Annotated in this window: 20 protein-coding genes and 1 tRNA gene; 10 read left to right on the top strand and 11 right to left on the bottom strand. The window is 72.4% G+C overall.

Annotation, left to right across the window (positions count from 1 at the left end):
* Window positions 1-32 precede the first annotated feature (32 nt).
* Both ACFYOB_RS12245 and ACFYOB_RS12240 read right to left on the bottom strand, forming a co-directional pair.
* The gene (locus ACFYOB_RS12245) at window positions 33-620 is read right to left on the bottom strand and encodes a TetR/AcrR family transcriptional regulator (RefSeq protein ID WP_388558301.1); all 588 of its coding nucleotides are present in this window, start codon (window positions 618-620) and stop codon (window positions 33-35) included.
* Entirely contained in the window at window positions 617-2155 is a 1539-nt protein-coding gene (locus ACFYOB_RS12240; protein WP_388558298.1) for a 3-hydroxyacyl-CoA dehydrogenase, read from the bottom strand. Before ACFYOB_RS12240 ends, ACFYOB_RS12245 begins: the two co-directional genes overlap by 4 nt.
* Before the next feature lie 124 nt (window positions 2156-2279).
* Here ACFYOB_RS12240 and paaN point away from each other — a divergent pair, with 124 nt between their 5' ends.
* Complete coding sequence (gene paaN / locus ACFYOB_RS12235) at window positions 2280-3962, top strand: phenylacetic acid degradation protein PaaN (protein ID WP_388558295.1); 1683 nt, start codon at window positions 2280-2282, stop codon at window positions 3960-3962.
* On the opposite strand, the gene ACFYOB_RS12230 is transcribed toward paaN, so the two are convergent.
* From ACFYOB_RS12230 to ACFYOB_RS12220, 3 genes are read right to left on the bottom strand one after another with little or no spacing between them, the layout of a single operon-like run.
* Window positions 3959-4720 carry a TrmH family RNA methyltransferase gene (locus ACFYOB_RS12230; RefSeq protein WP_388558292.1) on the bottom strand — a complete coding sequence of 254 codons (762 nt, stop codon included), beginning with the start codon at window positions 4718-4720 and terminating at the stop codon, window positions 3959-3961. The two genes, paaN and ACFYOB_RS12230, sit on opposite strands and share 4 nt — an antisense overlap.
* 48 nt (window positions 4721-4768) lie before the next feature.
* A complete protein-coding gene (locus tag ACFYOB_RS12225; protein ID WP_388558289.1) occupies window positions 4769-5938 on the bottom strand; it encodes an HTTM domain-containing protein in 1170 nt (389 codons plus the stop codon).
* Window positions 5935-6597, bottom strand: a complete 663-nt coding sequence (locus tag ACFYOB_RS12220; RefSeq protein WP_388558286.1) for a DUF5819 family protein — start codon at window positions 6595-6597, stop codon at window positions 5935-5937. The genes ACFYOB_RS12225 and ACFYOB_RS12220 overlap by 4 nt, the downstream gene beginning before the upstream one ends.
* A 158-nt stretch (window positions 6598-6755) precedes the next feature.
* Here ACFYOB_RS12220 and paaA point away from each other — a divergent pair, with 158 nt between their 5' ends.
* From paaA to ACFYOB_RS12190, 6 genes are all read left to right on the top strand, one after another.
* The gene (gene paaA, locus ACFYOB_RS12215) at window positions 6756-7793 is read left to right on the top strand and encodes a 1,2-phenylacetyl-CoA epoxidase subunit PaaA (RefSeq protein ID WP_388558283.1); all 1038 of its coding nucleotides are present in this window, start codon (window positions 6756-6758) and stop codon (window positions 7791-7793) included.
* Entirely contained in the window at window positions 7790-8074 is a 285-nt protein-coding gene (gene paaB / locus ACFYOB_RS12210; RefSeq protein ID WP_030817166.1) for a 1,2-phenylacetyl-CoA epoxidase subunit PaaB, read from the top strand. Before paaA ends, paaB begins: the two co-directional genes overlap by 4 nt.
* Window positions 8071-8814: a 1,2-phenylacetyl-CoA epoxidase subunit PaaC gene (gene paaC, locus ACFYOB_RS12205; RefSeq protein ID WP_388558280.1), complete on the top strand. Its 744-nt coding sequence runs from the start codon at window positions 8071-8073 to the stop codon at window positions 8812-8814. Before paaB ends, paaC begins: the two co-directional genes overlap by 4 nt.
* Complete coding sequence (gene paaD, locus ACFYOB_RS12200; RefSeq protein WP_388558277.1) at window positions 8808-9314, top strand: 1,2-phenylacetyl-CoA epoxidase subunit PaaD; 507 nt, start codon at window positions 8808-8810, stop codon at window positions 9312-9314. The genes paaC and paaD overlap by 7 nt, the downstream gene beginning before the upstream one ends.
* Window positions 9315-10415: a 2Fe-2S iron-sulfur cluster-binding protein gene (locus ACFYOB_RS12195; RefSeq protein WP_388558274.1), complete on the top strand. Its 1101-nt coding sequence runs from the start codon at window positions 9315-9317 to the stop codon at window positions 10413-10415.
* A gap of 89 nt (window positions 10416-10504) precedes the next feature.
* Complete coding sequence (locus ACFYOB_RS12190) at window positions 10505-11653, top strand: acyl-CoA dehydrogenase family protein (RefSeq protein WP_388558271.1); 1149 nt, start codon at window positions 10505-10507, stop codon at window positions 11651-11653.
* Window positions 11654-11668: 15 nt separating this feature from the next.
* Here the strand turns inward: ACFYOB_RS12190 and ACFYOB_RS12185 are convergent, their stop codons facing one another.
* The 6 genes from ACFYOB_RS12185 to ACFYOB_RS12160 all read right to left on the bottom strand — a co-directional run bounded on the left by ACFYOB_RS12185 (window position 11669) and on the right by ACFYOB_RS12160 (window position 17230).
* Window positions 11669-12013: a rhodanese-like domain-containing protein gene (locus tag ACFYOB_RS12185; protein ID WP_388558269.1), complete on the bottom strand. Its 345-nt coding sequence runs from the start codon at window positions 12011-12013 to the stop codon at window positions 11669-11671.
* Between the two features lie 92 nt (window positions 12014-12105).
* The gene (locus ACFYOB_RS12180) at window positions 12106-12939 is read right to left on the bottom strand and encodes a J domain-containing protein (RefSeq protein WP_388558266.1); all 834 of its coding nucleotides are present in this window, start codon (window positions 12937-12939) and stop codon (window positions 12106-12108) included.
* 136 nt (window positions 12940-13075) lie between these two features.
* Window positions 13076-14476, bottom strand: a complete 1401-nt coding sequence (locus ACFYOB_RS12175) for a DUF2252 domain-containing protein (RefSeq protein ID WP_388558263.1) — start codon at window positions 14474-14476, stop codon at window positions 13076-13078.
* 52 nt (window positions 14477-14528) lie between these two features.
* On the bottom strand, window positions 14529-15176 hold the full coding sequence (locus ACFYOB_RS12170; protein WP_328930352.1) for a response regulator transcription factor: 648 nt from the start codon (window positions 15174-15176) through the stop codon (window positions 14529-14531).
* A 20-nt stretch (window positions 15177-15196) separates the two neighbouring features.
* Window positions 15197-16867, bottom strand: coding sequence for a sensor histidine kinase (locus tag ACFYOB_RS12165; protein ID WP_388558699.1), 1671 nt, complete (start codon window positions 16865-16867; stop codon window positions 15197-15199).
* Window positions 16868-17147: 280 nt separating this feature from the next.
* A tRNA-Leu gene (locus ACFYOB_RS12160) sits at window positions 17148-17230 on the bottom strand.
* A 293-nt stretch (window positions 17231-17523) separates the two neighbouring features.
* On the opposite strand from ACFYOB_RS12160, the gene ACFYOB_RS12155 reads away from it, so the two are divergent.
* The 3 genes from ACFYOB_RS12155 (at window position 17524) to ACFYOB_RS12145 (ending at window position 20473) form a co-directional block, all read left to right on the top strand.
* Entirely contained in the window at window positions 17524-18363 is an 840-nt protein-coding gene (locus tag ACFYOB_RS12155) for an FhaA domain-containing protein (RefSeq protein WP_388558260.1), read from the top strand.
* A 10-nt stretch (window positions 18364-18373) separates the two neighbouring features.
* Window positions 18374-18871, top strand: a complete 498-nt coding sequence (locus tag ACFYOB_RS12150; RefSeq protein WP_388558257.1) for an FHA domain-containing protein — start codon at window positions 18374-18376, stop codon at window positions 18869-18871.
* Between the two features lie 93 nt (window positions 18872-18964).
* Window positions 18965-20473 (top strand): PP2C family protein-serine/threonine phosphatase, encoded by a 1509-nt coding sequence (locus ACFYOB_RS12145; protein ID WP_388558254.1) that lies wholly within the window; start codon window positions 18965-18967, stop codon window positions 20471-20473.
* Window position 20474: the final 1 nt, after the last annotated feature.

Below are 20474 nucleotides of genomic sequence, written 5' to 3'. Positions count from 1 at the left end.
TCACCGGGCGCGCCGTGGTTCACCCAAAGGGGTCAGCGAGCGGTCCGCAGGCCGTCCAGGGCCATGGTGACCACCGCGTCCGCGAGTTGGTCGGGGCCCGTGCCCGGGTGCGGGCGGTACCACTCGACCAGGGAGTTCACCATGCCGAAGAGCAGGCGGGTGGCGAGGCGGATGTCCACGTCCGCGCGGAGGTCGCCCTCGGCGGCGGCGGCCTTGAGGAGGTCGGCGACCTGGTGGTCGAACTCGCGGCGGCGTTCCAGCGCCCAGCGCTCGGTCCGCGTGTTGCCGCGGACCCGCAGCAGCAGGGTCACGTACGGCAGTTCGCCGACGAGCACCTCCACCGTGCGGCGCGTCACGTACTCCACGCGGTCCACGGCCCGGCCGCGTATCGCGCCCGGCTCCTCCAGGACGGCGAAGAGCCCGTCGAGGGCGCGGCTCACGGCGCGCCGGAGCAGCTCCTCCTTGCCCGTGACGTGGTGGTAGATCGAGGACTTCGAGATGCCCGCGGCCTTGGAGAGGTGCTCCATCGAGGTGCCGTCGTAGCCGCGTTCGTTGAAGACCCGGACGGCGACGGACAGCAGGGTCTCGGGGGTGTAGGTGTCCCGCTTCGCCGTGGTCACTCGGTCTCCCCCGCCTCGTCCGTCTCGTCCGTCTCGTCCTCTTCACCGGCGGCGTAGCCCAGCTTGAACAGCGCCAGCGAGGGCGCGTACCGCCCGCCGGGACAGCGCTCGTCGAGGTGGTGCAGCAGGTCGTAGGCCCAGTCCCGGCCGAGCCGGTCGTGCCATTCGGCCGGTCCGAGCGGGTAGTTGACGCCGAGCTTCATCGCCGTGTCGATGTCCTCGGCGGTGGCGGCGCCGCGTGCGACCGCGTCGGCCGTGAGGTCGATCAGCATCGCCACGGTCCGGGCGACGATCATGCCGGGCACGTCGCCGATGACGGAGACCTTCTTGCCGAGCTTCTGGAACAGGCCGACGGCCTCGGCGAGGGTCCGCTCGCTGGTGTCCTCGCTGGCGGAGAGCGCGATGCGGGTGGCACCCCGGTAGTCGAGGGCGAGGTCGAAGTAGACGACGTCCGCGAACTCCACGGAGGTCTTGCCGTCCGCGAGGACCAGCTGGCCCTCGCCGGGCAGCTGGATGTACGGGCCCCCGTGCCCGGTGGCGTCGACCGCGATGCCGGCCTCCTCCAGGAGGTCGGCCAGCTCCGCCGCGGGCCCGAGGTCGCCGACGATCGTGACCTTGTCCGGGGCGTCCTCGGGCGCGGCGGTGTGCGGCGGCGGCACGGCGGCGTCCTGGCCGTACGGGAACCAGCCGTGCCCCGACTTGCGGCCGAGGCGGCCCGACTGGACCAGCCGGCGCTGCGCGAGGGAGGGGGTGAACTTGGGGCTGCGGAAGAAGGACTCCCACACGGAGCGGGTCACGGCCTCGTTGACGTCCTGGCCGATCAGGTCGGTCAGCTGGAACGGGCCCATCTTGAAGCCGCCGCTCTCGCGGAGCACGGCGTCGATGGTGGCCGGGTCGGCGCCCTGCTCCTCGTACACCGAGAAGGCCTCGGCGTAGAAGGGGCGGGCGATCCGGTTGACGATGAAGCCGGGGGTGTCGGCGCAGCGCACCGGGGTCTTCCCCCAGCCGAGGACCGTGGCGTACGCGCGCTCGGCGGCGGCCGGGTCGGTCGCGAAACCGCTGATCACCTCGACGAGCGGGAGCAGCGGGGCCGGGTTGAAGAAGTGCAGGCCGAGGAAGCGGCCGGGGTGCGCGAGACCGGCGGCGAGCTCGGTGACGGAGAGGGAGGAGGTGTTGGTGGCCAGCAGCGCGTTGGGCGAAACCACCTCTTCGAGTGCGGCGAAGAGCGACTGCTTGACGGTGACGTTCTCGACCACCGCCTCGATGACGAGGGCGGCCCCGGCGAGGTCTGCGAGGGCTCCCGCCGAACCGATCCGGCCGATCGCGTCCTCGGCCTCGGCGCGATCCAGGCGGCCCTTGGCGGCCATCCGCTCGACGCGGTCCTGCACCATGACGACGCCGTCGGCGGCGAGGGCGGCGTCGATGTCGTAGATCAGCACGCGGTGACCTGCGAGAAGGGCGACCTGGGCGATTCCCTGGCCCATGGTGCCCGCGCCGACGACCGCCACAGTGCGGGACCGCTCGATTGCTGTCATGTCCTGATCCTCCCGCACCGACTTATCCACAGGTCCGCCGGGCCCTCTTGTCCCGACCGATCGTTCGGTTACTCTAACTCCAGTCTGCTCTCCTTCGCCCGGCTCAACGAGGAGTTGGTCCCTGATGGCCGCCGAGCTCACCGTCCCCCAGCTGTCCGCCAAGCACCGGCCCACCCTGGACCAGGCCCTGTCGGCGATCCGCAGCCGCGCCTACTGGTCCCCGCACCCCGAGCACCCCAAGGCCTACGGGGAGACCGCCCCGGCCGACGGCCTCGCCGCCTTCCAAGCCCTCCACGGCACCCGGCTGGACCTGGACCAGCCCGGTACGGACGGCTGGACCGGCGCCGAGGTGTCCCCGTACGGCCCGGCCCTCGGCGTCGAGTACCCGCACGCCGACCCGGACGTCCTGCTGCCCGCGATGAAGGCCGGCATGGCCTCCTGGCGCGACGCGGGCCCCGAGGCGCGCGCCCTGGTCTGCATCGAGATCCTGTCGCGCATCTCCGCCCGCACGCACGAGTTCGCCCACGCGGTCATGCACACCAGCGGGCAGGCCTTCATGATGGCGTTCCAGGCGGGCGGCCCGCACGCCCAGGACCGCGGCCTGGAGGCCGTGGCCTACGCGTACGAGGAGCAGACCCGTGTCCCCGGCCAGGCCGACTGGTCGAAGCCGCAGGGCAAGCGCGACCCGCTGGAGCTCGGCAAGACCTTCACGGCGGTCCCGCGCGGCATCTCCCTGATGATCGGCTGCAACACCTTCCCCACCTGGAACGGCTACCCGGGCCTGTTCGCCTCCCTGGCCACCGGCAACGCGGTGCTGGTGAAGCCGCACCCGCGCGCCGTCCTCCCGCTGGCGCTCACGGTCCAGGTGGCCCGAGAGGTCCTCGCCGAGGCCGGTTTCAACGCGAACCTGGTCGCGCTGGCGGTCGAGCGTCCGGGCGAGGGCATCGCCAAGACCCTCGCGCTCCGCCCCGAGATCAAGCTGATCGACTACACCGGGTCCACGGAGTTCGGCGACTGGCTGGAGACCAACGCCCGCCAGGCGCAGGTCTACACGGAGAAGGCGGGCGTCAACACCGTCGTCCTCGACTCCACGGACGACTACAAGGGGATGCTCTCCAACCTGGCCTTCTCCCTGTCCCTGTACAGCGGCCAGATGTGCACCACCCCGCAGAACCTGCTGATCCCGCGCGACGGCATCGCCACGGACGCCGGACACAAGACGTACGACGAGGTCGTCGCCGATCTCGCCGCCTCGGTCGGCGGCCTGCTGGGCGACGACGCCCGGGCCAACGCGCTGCTGGGCGCGCTGGTCAACCCGGACGTCAAGGCCCGGCTGGAAGCGGCGGCAGGCCTGGGCGAGGTCGCGCTGGCCTCCCGCGAGGTCGCGAACCCGGAGTTCCCGGACGCGGTGGTCCGCACGCCGGTCATGGTGAAGCTGGACGCCTCCAAGCCGGACCCGGACGCGGCGTACCTCTCGGAGTGCTTCGGCCCGGTCTCCTTCGCGGTGGCGGTGGACTCGACCGCCGACGCCCTCGACCTCCTGCGCCGTACGGTCCGCGAGAAGGGCGCCATGACCGTGGGCGCGTACACGACGTCCGCGGACACCGAGCGGGCGATCGAGGAGGTCTGCCTGGAGGAGTCCGCGCAGCTCTCCTTGAACCTCACCGGCGGGGTGTACGTCAACCAGACCGCGGCGTTCTCGGACTTCCACGGCTCGGGCGGCAACCCGGCGGCCAACGCGGCCCTGTGCGACGGCGCCTTCGTGTCGAACCGCTTCCGCGTGGTGGAGGTCCGCCGCCAGGCCTAAGCCGTGTCCCTGGGCCCGCCCCAGTGGAACAGGGTCATGGCCACGCTGGTGGCCAGGTTGTAGCTGGAGACCTGCGGCCGCATCGGAAGTGCGACCAGGTGGTCGGCTCGTTCACGCAGCTCGGGTGAGATGCCGTGCCTCTCCGAGCCGAAGGCGAGCAGCGCGTCGTCCGGGAGGGTGAGGGTGCGGATGTCCTCGCCCTCCGGGTCGAGCGCGTAGAGCGGCCCGGGCGGCAGTTCGTCCAGCTCCAGCCGGTCGACGGTGGTGGCGTAGTGCAGCCCGGCCCCGGCCCGGACCACGTTCGGGTGCCAGGGGTCGAGGTCGCCGCGCGTCACCACACCGGTGGCCCCGAAGCCCGCGGCGAGCCGCACGACGGCTCCGACGTTGCCGAGGTTGCGGGGGTTGTCGAGTACGACGACGGGCGCGCGGCGCGGCATCCGGTCGAGCCCGGCCCGCCCCGCGTCCCTGTCGGGCCGCACGGCGAGGGCGGCGACCCCGGTGGGGTGCACGCGGGGCAGCAGCCCCTTGAGTGACGCCGGCCGCACCAGCCGGGCCACGTCCTCCTCGACATCCGGGGCCAGCTCGCCGGCGAGCGCCCGTACCGCCCCGGGGTCGTCGGCGACGGCCATGCGCACATCCGCCCCGAACCGCAGGGCGTGCTTCAGCGCGTGGAACCCGTCGAGAAGGACGAGATCCCCCCGCTCGACGGCCTCCCGCCACTGCCGCACGATCTCTTCGGGGCTCCGGTCCTCACTCATACCCCGACCCTACGGTCCGGGCGGAGCCCCGGGAGACGGCGCCGCAGGTCAGGTCAGGGCGGCCCCGGCGGCCACCGCGGCCGGCTCGGCGTCCGAAGGGGCCGACCGGCCCGGACTCCGGCGAGGCCGCAGAACCGCGGCCCTGGTACCCAGCCAGACCAGGAACACCGTCGGCAGGAACACCGCGTCGGCGGCGATCATCGCCAGGGAGAAGAACGGCAGGCCCAGCAGGACCGCGATCCCGGCGTGCTCCAGCATCATCAAGCCCAGCAGCACGTTCTTGATCCGCCGGTTGAACACGGTGAACGGGAACGCCACCTGCACCGCCACCGTCCCGTACGACAGCAGCATCACCAGCGTCCCGCTGCTCGCCAGCAGCGCCGACAGCCCCGGCCACGGGGTGAAGTAGTCGAGCCCGAGCGGGTAGTACAGCGCCGTCCCGTCCTGCCACCGCGAACCCTGGATCTTGTACCAGCCCGCCGTCGCGTAGATCAGGCAGACCTCCGCCATGATCACCAGCATCCCCGCGTTGTGCAGCAGGTTGGCGAGCACGTCGAGCGTCGCGCGCCCCTCGCCCTGACCGTCGTACCGGTCCACCACCCACCACAGCCCGCAGACCACCCAGACCGCCGCGAAGGCCGCCAGCCAGCCGTAACCGAACCGCCCGGTCACCGCCCCGTACGCGAACACCGCGCCCAGCACCGTCCACAGCACCGGCCCGGCGGCCCCGGCGGAAGCCGACCCCCGCAGCCGGGACCGTCGCGCGTCCAGGGACCACACCTGCGCGCACCGGGTCAGCACCAGGTAGACCGCCATCAGGTGGATGACGTTGTCCCCGCCGTCACCCATGAACACACTGCGGTTCTGCAGCGAGAGCACCCCGACCATGAACACCACGGACGTGGCGCGCGTCCGCCAGCCCAGCAGCAGCCCCACGCTCGCCAGCACGGCCACTGCGTGCACGATCTCGAACCACACCGCCGAGTCGGACCACATCAGCACCGTGAAGGCCCCGTTGGAGGCGGTCAGCTGCTGCGCCAGCTCCCAGCTCCACGGCCCGTCCGGCCCGTACATCTCGCCGCGGTGCGGGAACTCGCGCAGCAGGAAGAAGAGCCAGGTCCCGGCGAAACCGATGCGGATCACGGCGCTCTGGTACGGGCCCAGGGCCTGCCCGGTGACCTTCGCCAGCGCCCGCCCGGCGGAGGCCCGGAGCCTCATACCGTCCACCACGGCAGCTCCCGGTAGTAGGTCTGGGTGTCGGTCGTCTCGCCGCTCCACTCGGGCGCGTCCACCGCCCGCGTCGCCGAGCGCAGCTGGACCCGCAGGACGTGCCCGCCGGGGTGGGCCGGGGTGAGCCGGTTCACCGCGATCCGCCGCAGGTACGCCTCGGACAGCGTGCCGCGCTCGCCGATCGGCTTGTTGTCCTCGTCGTGGGATCCGGTGAAGAAGTCCCAGGCCCGGCGGAGCTCGTTCTGTTCCGTGTGGCTCGGCAGCAGGCTGTGCCGGATGGCCGCGCCGTCCTCGGCGCTCAGGTCCCGCCAGCCGGTCGTGGTGAGCTCGCCGCCGGCGGTCCTCACCTGGGCGCGCACCTGCACCGCGATGTTCTGCTGGAGCGGGTTGGGGGCGAAGAGCTTCCAGTTCTGTTCGAACTCGGGGTAGATCCAGCCGTCGACCGCCTTCGCGTGCTGCCGGCTCACCGTGTTCGCCGGGGCGACGTGCAGGAAGACCAGCGCGAGATGCCCGCAGGCGGCGACCGCGAGGGCCCCGAGGGCGAGCGCGGCGACGATCCGGTACGGGGTGGACAGACCCGCTATTCCGGGCACCCGCGGGGGTGGGGGAGCGGCCCCTCCGGCGGGCTCGTGCTCGTTCGAATCCATCCCGCCCCGATCGTCCGGCGTCCACAGGGTTGACCTCAGAGGTTGACACCCTACGGGCCGCCGTCTCACCATTGAAGAGGATGAACCGAACGATCGGTCGGTCGGGTGGGAAGACGGCCAGCCGACAAACACCCGACAAACACTGACAAGGGGCCGGGATGGTTGCAGTGACCCCGGAAACGGGGCCGGAAACGGCCCTCGGGACAGACGGGACGGATGGGACAGAGATGGCTGCTGATCTGGGCGCACAGCTCGCGGCGGCCTTCGACGCGGCCGTCGCGGCGGAGGAGCGCGTGGAACCGCGCGACTGGATGCCCGAGGAGTACCGCGCCTCCCTCGTCCGCCAGATGGCCCAGCACGCCCACTCCGAGATCATCGGAATGCAGCCCGAGGCCAACTGGATCACCCGCGCGCCCTCGCTGCGCCGCAAGGCGATCCTGATGGCCAAGGTGCAGGACGAGGCCGGCCACGGGCTGTACCTCTACAGCGCGGCCGAGACCCTGGGCACCAGCCGCGACGAGCTGCTCGACAAGCTCCACGCGGGCAAGCAGAAGTACTCCTCGATCTTCAACTACCCGACCCTGACCTGGGCCGACGTCGGCGCCATCGGCTGGCTCGTGGACGGCGCGGCGATCACCAACCAGGTACCGATCTGCCGCTGCTCCTACGGGCCGTACGCGCGCGCCATGGTCCGGATCTGCAAGGAGGAGTCCTTCCACCAGCGCCAGGGCTTCGAGCTCCTCATGACCCTGTCCAAGGGCACCGAGGCACAGCACGCGATGGCCCAGGACGCGGTCGACCGCTGGTGGTGGCCCTCGCTGATGATGTTCGGCCCGCCGGACGACGAGTCGGCCCACTCGGCGCAGTCGATGGCCTGGCGGATCAAGCGGCACTCGAACGACGAGCTGCGCCAGCGGTTCGTCGACATCGCCGTCCCGCAGGCCGAGGCCCTCGGCCTGACCCTGCCCGACCCGGACCTGAAGTGGAACGAGGAGCGCGGGCACCACGACTTCGGCGCCATCGACTGGGCGGAGTTCTGGAACGTGCTCAAGGGCAACGGCCCGTGCAACGAGCAGCGCATAAGCCAGCGCCGCCGGGCCCACGAGGAAGGCGCCTGGGTGCGCGACGCGGCCGCGGCGTATGCGGAGAAGCAGGCGGCACAGCACGCCGAGAAGAACGAGGAGGCACGGGTATGACGCAGAACTGGCCACTGTGGGAGGTGTTCGTGCGCTCGCGGCGCGGTCTGTCGCACACGCACGCGGGAAGCCTGCACGCCCCCGACGCGGAGATGGCCCTGCGCAATGCCCGCGACCTCTACACCCGGCGCAACGAGGGCATCTCGATCTGGGTGGTGCCCTCCACCGAGATCACCGCCTCCTCGCCGGACGAGCGGGACCCGTTCTTCGCCCCGTCCGCCGACAAGCCCTACCGGCACCCGACGTTCTACGACATCCCGGAGGGGGTGAGCCACCTGTGACCGGCACCGACACCACCGCAGCGACCACCGCGGCCACGGCGGCGGCCCTCGCCCTCGGCGACGACGCGCTGATCCTCTCCCACCGCCTCGGCGAATGGGCGGGGCACGCCCCCGTCCTGGAGGAGGAGGTCGCGCTCGCCAACATCGCCCTCGACCTGCTCGGCCAGGCCCGCATCCTGCTGTCCATGGCCGGCGACGAGGACGAGCTGGCGTTCCTGCGCGAGGAGCGCTCCTTCCGCAACCTCCAGCTGGTCGAGCAGCCGAACGGCGACTTCGCCCACACCATCGCCCGGCAGCTCTACTTCTCCCTCTACCAGCACGAGCTCTACGGGGAACTGGCGCGCGGCGACGGTCCTGTCGCCCCGCTGGCGGCCAAGGCCGTCAAGGAGACCGCGTACCACCGCGACCACGCCGAGCAGTGGACCCTGCGGCTCGGCGACGGCACCGAGGAGAGCCACGCCCGCATGCGGGCCGCCCTGGACGCCCTGTGGAAGTTCACGGGTGAGATGTTCCAGCCGGTGGAGGGGCTCGACGGCCTGGACTGGGCCGCCCTGGAACAGCGCTGGCTCGCCTCGCTGACCGACGTACTGGAGCGGGCCGGGCTCGCGCTGCCCGAGGGGCCGCGCACCGGCGCCTGGGCGGCCGGAGCCGGACGGCAGGGCCTGCACACCGAGTCCTTCGGCCGGCTGCTCGCCGAAATGCAGCACCTGCATCGCAGCCACCCGGGGGCGTCATGGTGACCGCCGACGCCGGGACGACCCGCCTGGAGGCCGAGCTGGCCGAGCTGGCCGGCTCCGTACCGGACCCCGAGCTGCCCGTGCTCACCCTCGGCGAGCTCGGCGTGGTGCGCGGAGTGCGGGTGCACGAGGACGGCCGCGCCGAGGTCACCCTCACCCCCACCTACACCGGCTGCCCCGCCATCGAGGCCATGTCCGCCGACATCGAGCGGGTCCTCACCGGCCACGGGATACCCGAGGTGCAGGTGACCACCGTGCTGGCCCCCGCCTGGTCGACCGACGACATCAGCGCCGAGGGCCGGCGCAAGCTCGCCGAGTTCGGCATCGCCCCGCCGCGCCCGCACTCGGCCGGCGGGCCGGTCCCGCTGACCCTGTCGGTCCGCTGCCCGAACTGCGGATCGACCGACACCGAGCTGCTCAGCCGGTTCTCCTCCACCGCTTGCAAGGCGCTGCGCCGCTGCACCGCCTGCCGCGAACCGTTCGACCACTTCAAGGAGCTGTAGATGGCCGCCCCCCGCCACGGCGCGTTCCACCCGCTGACGGTGGCGGCAGTCGACCGGCTCACCGACGACTCGGTGGCTCTGACCCTCCGGGTCCCGCAGGAGCTGCGCGAGGACTACCGGCACGCCCCCGGCCAGCACCTCACCCTGCGCCGCACCGCCGCAGAGGGCGAGGAGATCCGGCGCACCTACTCGATCTGCTCTCCCGCCCCGGGGCCGACGGGCCCGGGCCCGGCGGAGCTGCGGGTCGGAGTGCGGCTCGTGGAGGGCGGCGAGTTCTCCACCTTCGCGCACAAGGAGATCGCCGCCGGTGACGTGCTGGACGTGATGGTCCCGGCCGGCCGGTTCGTCCTGGACCCGGCCGCCGCCCCCGACGCCGCGCACTACGCGGCGATCGTCGGCGGCAGCGGGATCACCCCCGTGCTGTCCATCGCGGCGAGCCTGCTGGCCGCCCGCCCCGACGCCCGCTTCTGCCTCGTGCGCAGCGACCGTACGGCGGCGTCGACGATGTTCCTGGAGGAGGTCGCCGACCTCAAGGACCGCTACCCGGCGCGGTTCCAGCTGGTCACGATCCTCTCCCGCGAGGAGCAGGAGTCCGGTCTGCCCTCGGGGCGCCTGGACGAGGAGCGCCTGGCCGCCCTGCTGCCCGCGCTGCTGCCGGTGGCCGACGTGACGGGCTGGTTCCTGTGCGGACCGTACGGCCTGGTCCAGGGTGCGGAGCGGACCCTGGGCGCACTCGGCGTCGCACGGACCCGGGTGCACGAGGAGATCTTCCACGTCGAGGACATCACGGCGCCGGCCCGCGCCGCGTCCGGGCCCGCCCCCTCCCACGGGCGGGTCACCGCACGGCTCGACGGCCGTTCCGGTACCTGGCCGGTCCAGGACGGGGAATCCCTGCTGGACGCGGTGCTCCGCAACCGCGCGGACGCCCCGTACGCCTGCAAGGGCGGCGTGTGCGGCACCTGCCGGGCGTTCCTGGTGACGGGAGAGGTCCGGATGGAGCGGAACTTCGCGCTGGAGGCGGAGGAGACGGAGGCCGGGTTCGTGCTGGCCTGCCAGTCGCACCCGGTGACGGAGGAAGTGGAGATCGACTTCGACCGGTAGCCCCGGCCCTGTCCGCTTTCCGGGCCTGTCCATTTCAAAGAACCTGTTCTATCTTGACGCACCGTCAGATGAGAGCGGGAGGACCGGCAGTGGACTTCACCTTCACCGAGGAGCAGCAGGCGGCCGTCGAGGCGGCCAGGGCCGTGTTCGCGGACGTCGCACCCGACGGCGTGCCCAGTCCCGCACTCACCCCGGGAGCCGTGGCCGACGACTTCGACCGCCGGCTGTGGGCCAGGCTCGCAGGATCCGACCTGCTGAGCCTGGTCCTCGCCGAGGAGCACGGCGGCGCCGGCCTGGACGCCATCGCCCTGTGCCTGGTGCTGCGCGAAGCCGCGAAGGTACTGGCCCGGGTACCGCTGCTGGAACACTGCGCCACCGCCATGGCCGTACAGGCCCACGGCAGCCCCGAACTGGCCGCCGCCCTGCTGCCCGGCGCCGGTAGCGGAAGCCTCGTACTCACCGCCGCCGCGCACGGCCGCTCCGGCCACGACCCGGCCGAACTCGCCGTCATCGCCCGCCGCGAGAGCAGCGGCGGCGACTGGATCCTGGACGGCACCCAGACCGCCGTCCCCTGGGCACACGGCGCCGACTGGATCGCCGTACCCGCACACACCGGCGAAGGCGACGCCGTCCTCGCGCTCGTCCCGCGCACCGCCGAAGGCCTCGCCCTCGCCGAACAGGTCTCCACCAGCGGCGAGCGGCTCGCCGAACTCGCCCTGGACGGCGTACGGGTGGCCCCCACGCACCTGATCGACGCACCCGGCGCCTGGGACCGGCTCCGCCAACTCCTCGCCACCGGCACCTGCGCCCTCGCGCTCGGCCTCGGCGAGGGGGTCCTCACCATGACCAGCCAATACACGAGCAAGCGCGAGCAGTTCGGCTTCCCGGTGGCCACCTTCCAGGCCGTCGCCGTCCAGGCCGCCGACCGCTACATCGACCTGCGCGCCATGGAGGTCACCCTCTGGCAGGCCGCCTGGCGGCTCGACGCGGCGACCGGCGTCGCCGGCGGCCCGCTGCCGAGCTCCGGTGACGTCGCCGTCGCCAAGATCTGGGCCTCGGAGGGCGTACGCAGGGTCGTGCAGACCGCCCAGCACCTGCACGGCGGTTTCGGCGCCGACACCGACTACCCGCTGCACCGCTACCACGCGTGGGCCAAGCAGCTGGAACTCCAGCTCGGCCCGGCCGCCGCGCACGAGGAGGCCCTGGGCGACCTGCTGGCCGCCCACCCCCTCGCCTGACAACAGCTACGGCATCTACAGCACGAAGGCCGGGTTCCCGCTGTCCGTCACCATGGGGCGACCGGCGCCGTCCCACGCCTGCATGCCGCCGTCGACGTTCACCGCGTCGATCTCCTGGCGCACCAGGTACTGGGTCACCTGCGCGGAGCGGCCGCCGACCCGGCACATCACGTATACCCGGCGGCCGTCCTCGACGGCCTCCGTCAGCTCACCGAAGCGGCCCACGAAGTCGCTCATCGGGATGTGCAGAGCACCCTCGACATGCCCGGCAGCCCATTCGTCGTCCTCACGGACATCGAGGACAAAGCCTTCGGAGGGCACCGCGGCTGCGTCCACCGAGGGCAGCGGTCCGAAGTTCATAGCTGTCGCCTTCTCTCGTCACGGATCTGCTGCCAACCTATCCGACGCGCCCGGCAGCATTCAGCCCCGCCGACGCCCCGGACCCCCACCCGTCACTGCGCGGCGAGCTCCGCGGCCAGCTCCGCCTCCCGCTCGGAGACCTGCGCCAGCAGCTGCTCCGCGATTTCCTCCAGCAGCCGGTCCGGGTCCTCGGGGGCCATCCGCAGCATCGACCCGATCGCACTGTCCTCCAGCTCCTTGGCCACCAGAGACAGCAGCTCCTTGCGGCGCGCCAGCCACTCCAGGCGGGCATAGAGCTCCCCGCTCCCGCCCGGCGCCGCCTCCTCGGGCGCCGGACCGGCCGCCCACTCCTCGGCCAGCTCGCGCAGCAGCTGCTCCTCGCCGCGCCCGTAGGCGGCGTTGACCCGCGCGATGAAGGCGTCGCGGCGCTCCCGCTCCGCGTCGTCCTGCGCGAGGTCCGGGTGGGCCTTGCGGACCAGCTCGCGGTAGAGCCGGCGCACCTCCTCCGAGGGGCGCACCCGCTCCGGCGGCCGCACGGGCCGGTCGGTGAGCATCGCGGCGGCGTCGTCGGAGATCCCGTCCGAGCCCAGCCAGTCGTGGAACAGCTCGTCCACCCCGGGCATCGGCATCACCAGCGACCGCGCGTCCCGCGCACGCCGCAGGTCCTCGGGATCCCCGGTACGGGCCGCCTTCGCCTCGGCGATCAGCGCGTCCAGCTCGTCGAGCCGCGAGTACATCGGGCCGAGCTTCTGGTGGTGCAGGCGGGAGAAGTTCTCCACCTCGACCCGGAAGGTCTCCACCGCGATCTCGAACTCGATCAGCGCCTGTTCAGCGGCCCGCACGGCTCGCTCCAGGCGCGCCTCGGGACGCTCCTCGCCCACATCGCCGGATTCGCCAGGGACTGTCTGCTCGCTCTGCTCGCTCACCCGGCCAGCCTACGGCCACCCCGCGCGGGCGGATGTTTCACGTGAAACATCCGCCCGCGTTTCACCGGGGGCACGGCCGGCGGTAGCCGGGGGAGAAAACACCGCCCGCCCGCGGCACGCCCCCAGGAGCGGCGCTCTAGACACCCGCCTCCGCCGCGATCCGCCCCGTACGGACCGCCGTCACCAGGTCGGCGTGGTCGGCCTCGGTCCGGTCCGCGTAGGCCACGGCGAAGGTGGCCATCGCCTCGTCCAGCTCCTCGTTCTTCCCGCAGTACCCGGCCAGCAGCCGGGGGTCGGCGCTGTGCGCGTGCGCCCGGGCCAGCAGGGCCCCGGTCATCCGCCCGTAGTCGTCGATCTGGTCGACGGCCAGCGCCGCCGGATCCACGCTGCCCTTGCGGTTGCGGAACTGGCGCACCTGGAACGGACGGCCCTCCACCGTGGTCCAGCCCAGCATGATGTCCGAGACCACCTGCATCCGCTTCTGCCCGGCCACCACCCGGCGCCCCTCGTGCTCCTCCGGCGCCGAGACGAAGCCCAGCGCGGGCAGGTGCGGCAGCAGCACCGAGGGCCGCGCCTCCTTCACCTGGAGCACCAGCGGCTCGCCCCGGTGGTCCAGCAGCAGCACCACGTACGAACGCGTGCCGACGCTCCCGGTCCCCACCACGCGGAAGGCCACGTCGTGGATGGCGTACCGGGCCAGCAGCGGCAGCCGGTCCCCCTGCAGCGTGTGCAGGTACGGGCCCAGCGCGGCCGCCACGGCCGCCGCCTCCCCGTCCCCGACCCGCCGCAGCACCGGCAGCGCGTCCACGAAGCGCCGGCCGCCGTCCTCCCCGACCACCGTCGACTTGGCCGCGAACCGCGCCGAGGTGTTGTTGCGGGCCTTCTCCGAGACCCGCTCCAGGGTGCCCAGCAGATCGCGGGCATCGGTGTGCGAGACCAGTTCCTCGTCCGCGATGGCGTTCCACGCGTCGAGCGCGGGCAGCTTGGCCAGCAGCCGCATGGTCCGCCGGTAGGCGCCCACCGCGTCCAGCGCGGCTGCCCGGCAGGTGTCCTCGCACGCGCCCGCCACCCGGCCGGCCAGCACCAGCGAAGCCGCGAGCCGCTTCACGTCCCACTCCCACGGACCGAACACGGTCTCGTCGAAGTCGTTCAGGTCGATGACCAGCCGTCCGCGCGCGTCCCCGTACAGCCCGAAGTTCGCCGCGTGCGCGTCACCGCAAATCTGCGCGCCGACCCCGGTCACCGGACCGCCGGACAGGTCGTGGGCCATCAGCCCGGCCGCCCCGCGCAGGAACGCGAAGGGGTTCGCGGCCATCCGGCCCACCCGTATCGGCGTCAGCTCGGGAACCCGGCCGACATTGGACTCCTCCACCGCCCGCACGGCGTCCGGGCGCCCGGCCGGCGCCTCGAAGGCGGCGTGCGCCGCCCGCGGCACACGTCCGCGCAGCGCCTTGCCCTCCTCCTTCGGCGAGCCCGCCACCACCCGCGGCGCGAACCCCGCCACCTGCGGTATCCGCTGCCCCACTACCGTCGCCATGCGCGCCGCCCCCACCCGTACATTGATCGCTTCCGGAACGGGCTGACCGTATCTACAGCCCGGCGTCCCTGGCCAGCAGCGCGGCCTGCACCCGGTTCTCGCAGCCCAGCTTCGCCAGGATCCGGCTCACGTACGTCTTCACGGTCGCCTCGCTCATGTGCAGCCGCCGCCCCGCGTCCGCGTTCGACAGGCCCTCCCCCAGCAGCGCGAGGACCCCGCGCTCGCGCTCGCTCAGCGCCGCGACCTGGCGCCGGGCCTCCTCGCCGCGCACCACAGCCTTCCCCGACGCCAGCTGGTCCACCACATGGCGCGTCGCCGACGGCGAGAGGTACGCGTCCCCGGCCGCGGCCGCCCGGACGGCCCCGATCAGCTCGCCCGGCGCCGAGTCCTTCAGCAGGAACCCCGCACCGCCCTGGCCCAGCGCCCGCAGCACGTTCTCCTTCTCCCCGAAGGTCGTCAGGATCAGCGAGCGCACCTCCGGCACGGCCCGCCCCAGCTCGCCCAGCGCGGTCAGCCCGTCCATCACCGGCATCTGGATGTCCAGCAGCACCACGTCCGGCACGTGCGCGCGGGCCAGGTCCACCGCCTCCCGGCCGTTCGCCGCCTCCGCGACGACCTCGATGTCCGGCGCCGACGTCAGGATCATCCTGATCCCGGCCCGGATCAGCGGCTCGTCATCGGCGATCACCACTCGGATCACTTCGGCTTGCACCCGCGCTCCTACTGCTTGACCTCGTAAGCCTGCTTGTCCACGAGCTTGCCGTCCTTGAAGCAGAACCGGAAAATCAGGTCCGTCCCGAGCGGCTGCGAGTCGTCCGACGCCAGCAGCGCCAGACACTTCGAGCCCTCCGGCCGCGGCGGCCCCTTGCGCTCCGCCCCGGCGGTCAGGAAGCTCTCACCGCTCGGCAGCCGCTCCCGCACGGCCTGCTCCGACTCGCCCACCTGCACCGCGTCGAACTCCTCCCGGGCGACCACGGCCTCGCTCATCGAGCCCACCAGCAGAGCCACCCCCGCGCCGATCACGATCACCATGAGCACCACGGCCGCGAAGGCGATCCCGCAGCCCACCGCGAGACCACCGCTGCGGCTGCGCACCCGCACGGCCAGCTCCCGGTCCACCGCCTCCCAGTCCATCGGCGGCGCGCCCCGCAGCCCCCGCGCCTGCGCCTGCTGCCCGAAGTCGTCGGCGACGTCCTCCACCCCGGCCGGCTCCGCCCCGTACGGCAGCACTCCGGCCACCCGGAACCCGCCACCGTCGGCCGCCCCCGCGTGCACCATCCCGCCGACCAGGCGGGCCCGCTCGCGCAGCCCCGTCAGCCCCTGCCCGCCCGACACCACCTCACCGGCCCCCGGACCGGCCGCCGGACCGTTGGCGATCTCCACCACCAGCGAGTCGTCCTCGTACCGCAGCGCCACCGTGATCGGGGCCCCCGGAGCGTGCTTGTACGCGTTCGTCAGCGCCTCCTGCACGATCCTGTACGCCGCGTGGTCGCACGCCGCCACCAGCGGCCTCGGCTGACCCGAGACGGACATCCGCACATCGGTCCCCGCGCCGCGCGCCGCCTCGACGACCCCCGCGATCCCGGCCACCCCGCGCGCCGCGGGCTGCGCCGCCTCCTCCACGGGCACCGGCGCCGCGACCCCGTCCCGCAGGATGCCGACGACCTCGCGCAGCTCGTGCATCGCCGCCACCGACGCCTGCCGCAGCACCCCCACCGCCTCGCGCTGGCGGTCGGTGAGCTTCGGATCCACCTCCAGCGCACCGGTGTGCACCGAGATCAGTGCCAGCTGGTGGCCGAGGCTGTCGTGCATGTCCTGGGCTATCCGCTGCCGCTCGCGCAGCCTCGCCTGCCCTTCGACCATCGCCCGCTCGCGCAGCAACTGCCCGTTGCGCTCCTGGAGCGCGCGCAGCAGCGTCCGGCGCTGCGACCAGTACCGGCTGGCCAGACCCGGCATCACCGTCGTCGCCAGGAACATCAGCGCGGAGAAGACGACCACCAGGAGCGGCCGCATCTGCGCCCACTCGTGCACCACGCTCAGCCCGACCGACGCCACGAACGCCAGGGTGAATGCGGCCCCCGCCCGGCCCACCCCGACGATCCGGCGCCCCGCCGACCAGCCCAGCAGACCCGTGATCAGCACCGTGCCCGGCAGGAACGCGCTCACCGCCGAGCCCACCACTAGCGTCGTCGCCGGCATCCGCCGCCGCAGCAGGGTCAGCACCACCACGACCACGACACTCGCCAGCATCCGCCGCCCGGAGCCGTGGTCGAGTTCCTCGACGCCCAGGCCGGGCAGGGCCAGGATCCCGGCAAGCGCCAGATCCCCCGCCAGCATCCGCCAGGTCCAGGGCTCCGGCCCCTTCAGCCAGTCCCAGCCCGCACGCGTCATCGCCTTCGCATCCACCCGGCCGACCCTAGACACCCCGCCGCGCTCCCGGCCGCCCTCTTTCGTCGTGCCCCGAGCAACGAAAGTCGGACCATGCGCGACGAAAGCCGGACCGGGCGCGACGACGGCCCCGGCCACGCGGGGGCTGACCAGCCGTCAGCGGCGGCGCCCCGCAGTGGTCTACGTCACTTCCACGGCTCCAGCCCGACCCCCGGACCGGACTCCGAACGCACAACACGAAACGGCCGCCACCGCTTTCGCGATGACGACCGTTTCGTCGATGTGGGCGAGGGGGGATTTGAACCCCCACGTCCCGAAGGACACTGGCACCTGAAGCCAGCGCGTCTGCCGTTCCGCCACTCGCCCGAGTAGCGTCCCAGTGGTTCTTCCCTTTCGGGCCGTTCCCCTGGCGACGTCGAAACATTAGCACGTAGGACGGGGTGGAATCACATCGCTTTCCCCGCACCCCCGCACCCCGCCCAGGACGGCCCCTCCCGCACTCCGCCCCTGGTGCGGGACACTGTCCTTGGGGCGCCCCTACGATCCCTTGTGAGGACCAACACTCGTCCTCACAGGACCGATGGGGAACCACCCGAATCCGCCACGCGTGGATACGATCAGTAAGCAGTACAGGGCGACAACGACGGAGGAGGTGCCCCATGGGAGTTCTGAAGCGGTTCGAGCAGCGACTCGAAGGTCTGGTGAACGGCACCTTCGCCAAGGTGTTCAAGTCCGAGGTCCAGCCGGTGGAGATCGCCGGAGCCCTCCAGCGTGAGTGCGACAACAACGCCACCATCTGGAACCGCGAGCGGACCGTCGTCCCCAACGACTTCATCGTCGAACTCAGCGCCGGCGACTACGAGCGCCTGAGCCCCTACTCCGGGCAGCTCGGCGACGAGCTCGCGGGCCTCGTCCGCGACTACGCCAAGCAGCAGCGCTACAGCTTCATGGGCCCCATCAAGGTCCACCTGGAGAAGGCCGACGACCTCGACACCGGGCTCTACCGGGTCCGCAGCCGCACCCTGGCCGCCAGCAGCTCCCAGCCGCAGGCCTCCCAGGGCCGGCCGCAGGGCGGACCCTCCGTCCAGGGCGGATACGGTTACCCCCCGGTCGCCGCACCGCCCATGCCCAGCGCCCCGCCCCCCGGCGGACCCGGCGCCCGGCGGCCCGCCCCCGGCGGGCCCGGCGCGGCCGCACCCGTACCGACCTCCGGCGCACCCAAGCGCCACTGGATCGAGATCAACGGCACCCGCCACCAGATCTCGCGCCCCACGCTCGTACTCGGCCGAAGCACCGAAGCCGACGTGCGGATCGACGACCCCGGCGTATCGCGCCGGCACTGTGAGATCCGGACCGGAACGCCCTCGACGATCCAGGATCTCGGGTCCACCAACGGCATCGTGGTGGACGGGCAGCACACCACCCGCGCTACGCTCCGCGACGGCTCGCGGATCGTCGTGGGCAGTACCACCATCATTTACCGGCAAGCCGAAGGGTGAAGCGGGGGCAATGTCAGAGCTGACCCTGACGGTCATGCGGCTAGGTTTCCTAGCCGTTCTGTGGCTGTTCGTCATCGTGGCCGTACAGGTCATCCGCAGCGACCTCTTCGGAACGAGAGTGACGCAGCGCGGCTCCCGCCGCGGCAGCGCGGGCAACGCCCCGCAGCAGCCGGGGCGCCAGGCCGCGCCGCCGCAGCAGCGCCAGCGCCGCGGTGCGCCCACCAAGCTCGTCGTGTCCGAGGGCACCCTCACGGGAACCACGGTGGCCCTCGCCGGCCAGACGATCACGCTGGGCCGCGCCCACGATTCGACGATCGTGCTGGACGACGACTACGCGTCCAGCCGCCATGCCAGGATCTACCCCGACCGTGACGGCCAGTGGATCGTCGAGGATCTCGGGTCCACCAACGGCACGTATCTCGACCGGACCCGGCTGACCACCCCGACGCCCATTCCGCCGGGCGCCCCGATCCGCATCGGCAAGACCGTCATCGAGCTGCGGAAGTAGTACGAGAATGAGCGAGCGGAGCGAGCGCGCGGCGGTGATCCGTCCCACCGAGGACACGGACACGTGCGCGCTCCCGACCGGAGGGTGGGCAGTGTGGCTCGAGACCGGTTGTACCCGGAGCCGACCGGCGAGGTGCGCATGAGTCTGTCCCTGCGGTTCGCCGCCGGATCGCACAAAGGCATGATCCGCGAGGGGAACGAGGACTCCGGCTACGCCGGACCCCGCCTCCTCGCGATCGCCGACGGCATGGGAGGCCAGGCCGCCGGCGAGGTCGCGAGCTCCGAGGTGATCTCCACCCTCGTGCAGCTCGACGACGACGTCCCGGGCTCCGACATCCTCACCTCCCTCGCCACGGCCGTGCAGCGCGCCAACGACCAGCTGCGCGTCATGGTGGAGGAGGATCCCCAGCTCGAAGGCATGGGCACCACGCTCACCGCCCTGCTGTGGACCGGACAGCGCCTCGGCCTCGTCCACGTCGGCGACTCCCGCGCCTACCTGCTCCGCGACGGCGTCCTCACCCAGATCACCCAGGACCACACCTGGGTGCAGCGCCTCGTCGACGAGGGCCGCATCACCGAAGAGGAAGCCACCACCCACCCGCAGCGCTCCCTCCTGATGCGGGCACTCGGCAGCGGCGACATCGTCGAACCCGACCTCTCCATCCGCGAGGTCCGCGCCGGCGACCGCTACCTCATCTGCTCCGACGGACTCTCCGGCGTGGTCTCCCACCAGACCCTCGAAGAGACCCTGGCCGACTACCACGGCCCCCGCGAGACCGTGCAGTCGCTCATCCAGCTCGCCCTGCGCGGCGGCGGACCCGACAACATCACCTGCATCGTCGCCGACGTCCTCGACACCGACAGCGGCGACACCCTCGCCGCCCAGGTCAGCGACACCCCGGTCGTCGTCGGCGCGGTCGCCGAGAACCAGCACCAGCTGTTCGACGGCGGCAACGCGATGCAGACCCCGGCCGGCCGCGCCTCGGGCCTCGGCCGCCAGGCCGCCCCGCCCGCCGGCTCCTTCGGCCCCCCCGGCAGCGGCGAGGCAGGCGGCTACGGATACGGCGGCGACCAGGGCCAGGGCGGCGGCGCCTACGGCAGCTTCGGCGAGGCCGAGGCCTACGACGCGGACTCCGGCTACGAGGACACGTACGACCACCCCCGCCGACGCCGCAGCAAAGGGCGCAAGTGGACCACGCGTACGCTGGTCCTGCTCCTCGTCGCCGGCGCCGTCGGCGGCGGCCTCTACGCCGGCTGGCGCTGGACCCAGACCCAGTTCTACGTCGGCGTGAAGGGCGAGCACGTCGCGCTCTTCCGCGGCATCAGCCCGAAGCTCGGACCGCTGGAGCTCTCCAAGGTGGAGACCGACCGCCCCGACATCGAACTGAGCTACCTGCCGCCCTTCAAGCGGAAGCTCGTCGAGGCCACCATCAGCGAGGGCAGCCTCGACGTCGCCCGCGAGAAGCTCGAAGACCTCGGCGTCCAGGTCTCCGCCTGCAAGAAGGACGAAGAACGCCGCAAGGCCGAGGCGCAGAACCAGACACCGGGCTCCACTCTGACTCCCGCGGAGCAGCAAGTGGTCAGCCTCTGCGGCAAGCAGTAGA

The sequence above is a fragment of the Streptomyces sp. NPDC006463 genome (assembly GCF_042870715.1).
Classification (GTDB): domain Bacteria; phylum Actinomycetota; class Actinomycetes; order Streptomycetales; family Streptomycetaceae; genus Streptomyces.
The sequence above is the reverse complement of the archived record's forward strand: the minus strand, read 5'-3'. Positions and strand labels throughout refer to the sequence as shown.

Excerpts from the sequence above, each read along its gene's own strand:
- ACFYOB_RS12240 (WP_388558298.1), bottom strand. The coding sequence starts at position 2,155 with ATGACAGCAATCGAGCGGTCCCGCACTGTGGCGGTCGTCGGCGCGGGC.
- paaN (WP_388558295.1), top strand. The coding sequence starts at position 2,280 with ATGGCCGCCGAGCTCACCGTCCCCCAGCTGTCCGCCAAGCACCGGCCC.
- ACFYOB_RS12230 (WP_388558292.1), bottom strand. The coding sequence starts at position 4,720 with ATGAGTGAGGACCGGAGCCCCGAAGAGATCGTGCGGCAGTGGCGGGAG.
- ACFYOB_RS12225 (WP_388558289.1), bottom strand. The coding sequence starts at position 5,938 with ATGAGGCTCCGGGCCTCCGCCGGGCGGGCGCTGGCGAAGGTCACCGGG.
- ACFYOB_RS12220 (WP_388558286.1), bottom strand. The coding sequence starts at position 6,597 with ATGGATTCGAACGAGCACGAGCCCGCCGGAGGGGCCGCTCCCCCACCC.
- paaA (WP_388558283.1), top strand. The coding sequence starts at position 6,756 with ATGGTTGCAGTGACCCCGGAAACGGGGCCGGAAACGGCCCTCGGGACA.
- paaB (WP_030817166.1), top strand. The coding sequence starts at position 7,790 with ATGACGCAGAACTGGCCACTGTGGGAGGTGTTCGTGCGCTCGCGGCGC.
- paaD (WP_388558277.1), top strand. The coding sequence starts at position 8,808 with ATGGTGACCGCCGACGCCGGGACGACCCGCCTGGAGGCCGAGCTGGCC.
- ACFYOB_RS12195 (WP_388558274.1), top strand. The coding sequence starts at position 9,315 with ATGGCCGCCCCCCGCCACGGCGCGTTCCACCCGCTGACGGTGGCGGCA.
- ACFYOB_RS12185 (WP_388558269.1), bottom strand. The coding sequence starts at position 12,013 with ATGAACTTCGGACCGCTGCCCTCGGTGGACGCAGCCGCGGTGCCCTCC.
- ACFYOB_RS12175 (WP_388558263.1), bottom strand. The coding sequence starts at position 14,476 with ATGGCGACGGTAGTGGGGCAGCGGATACCGCAGGTGGCGGGGTTCGCG.
- ACFYOB_RS12165 (WP_388558699.1), bottom strand. The coding sequence starts at position 16,867 with ATGACGCGTGCGGGCTGGGACTGGCTGAAGGGGCCGGAGCCCTGGACC.
- ACFYOB_RS12155 (WP_388558260.1), top strand. The coding sequence starts at position 17,524 with ATGGGAGTTCTGAAGCGGTTCGAGCAGCGACTCGAAGGTCTGGTGAAC.
- ACFYOB_RS12150 (WP_388558257.1), top strand. The coding sequence starts at position 18,374 with ATGTCAGAGCTGACCCTGACGGTCATGCGGCTAGGTTTCCTAGCCGTT.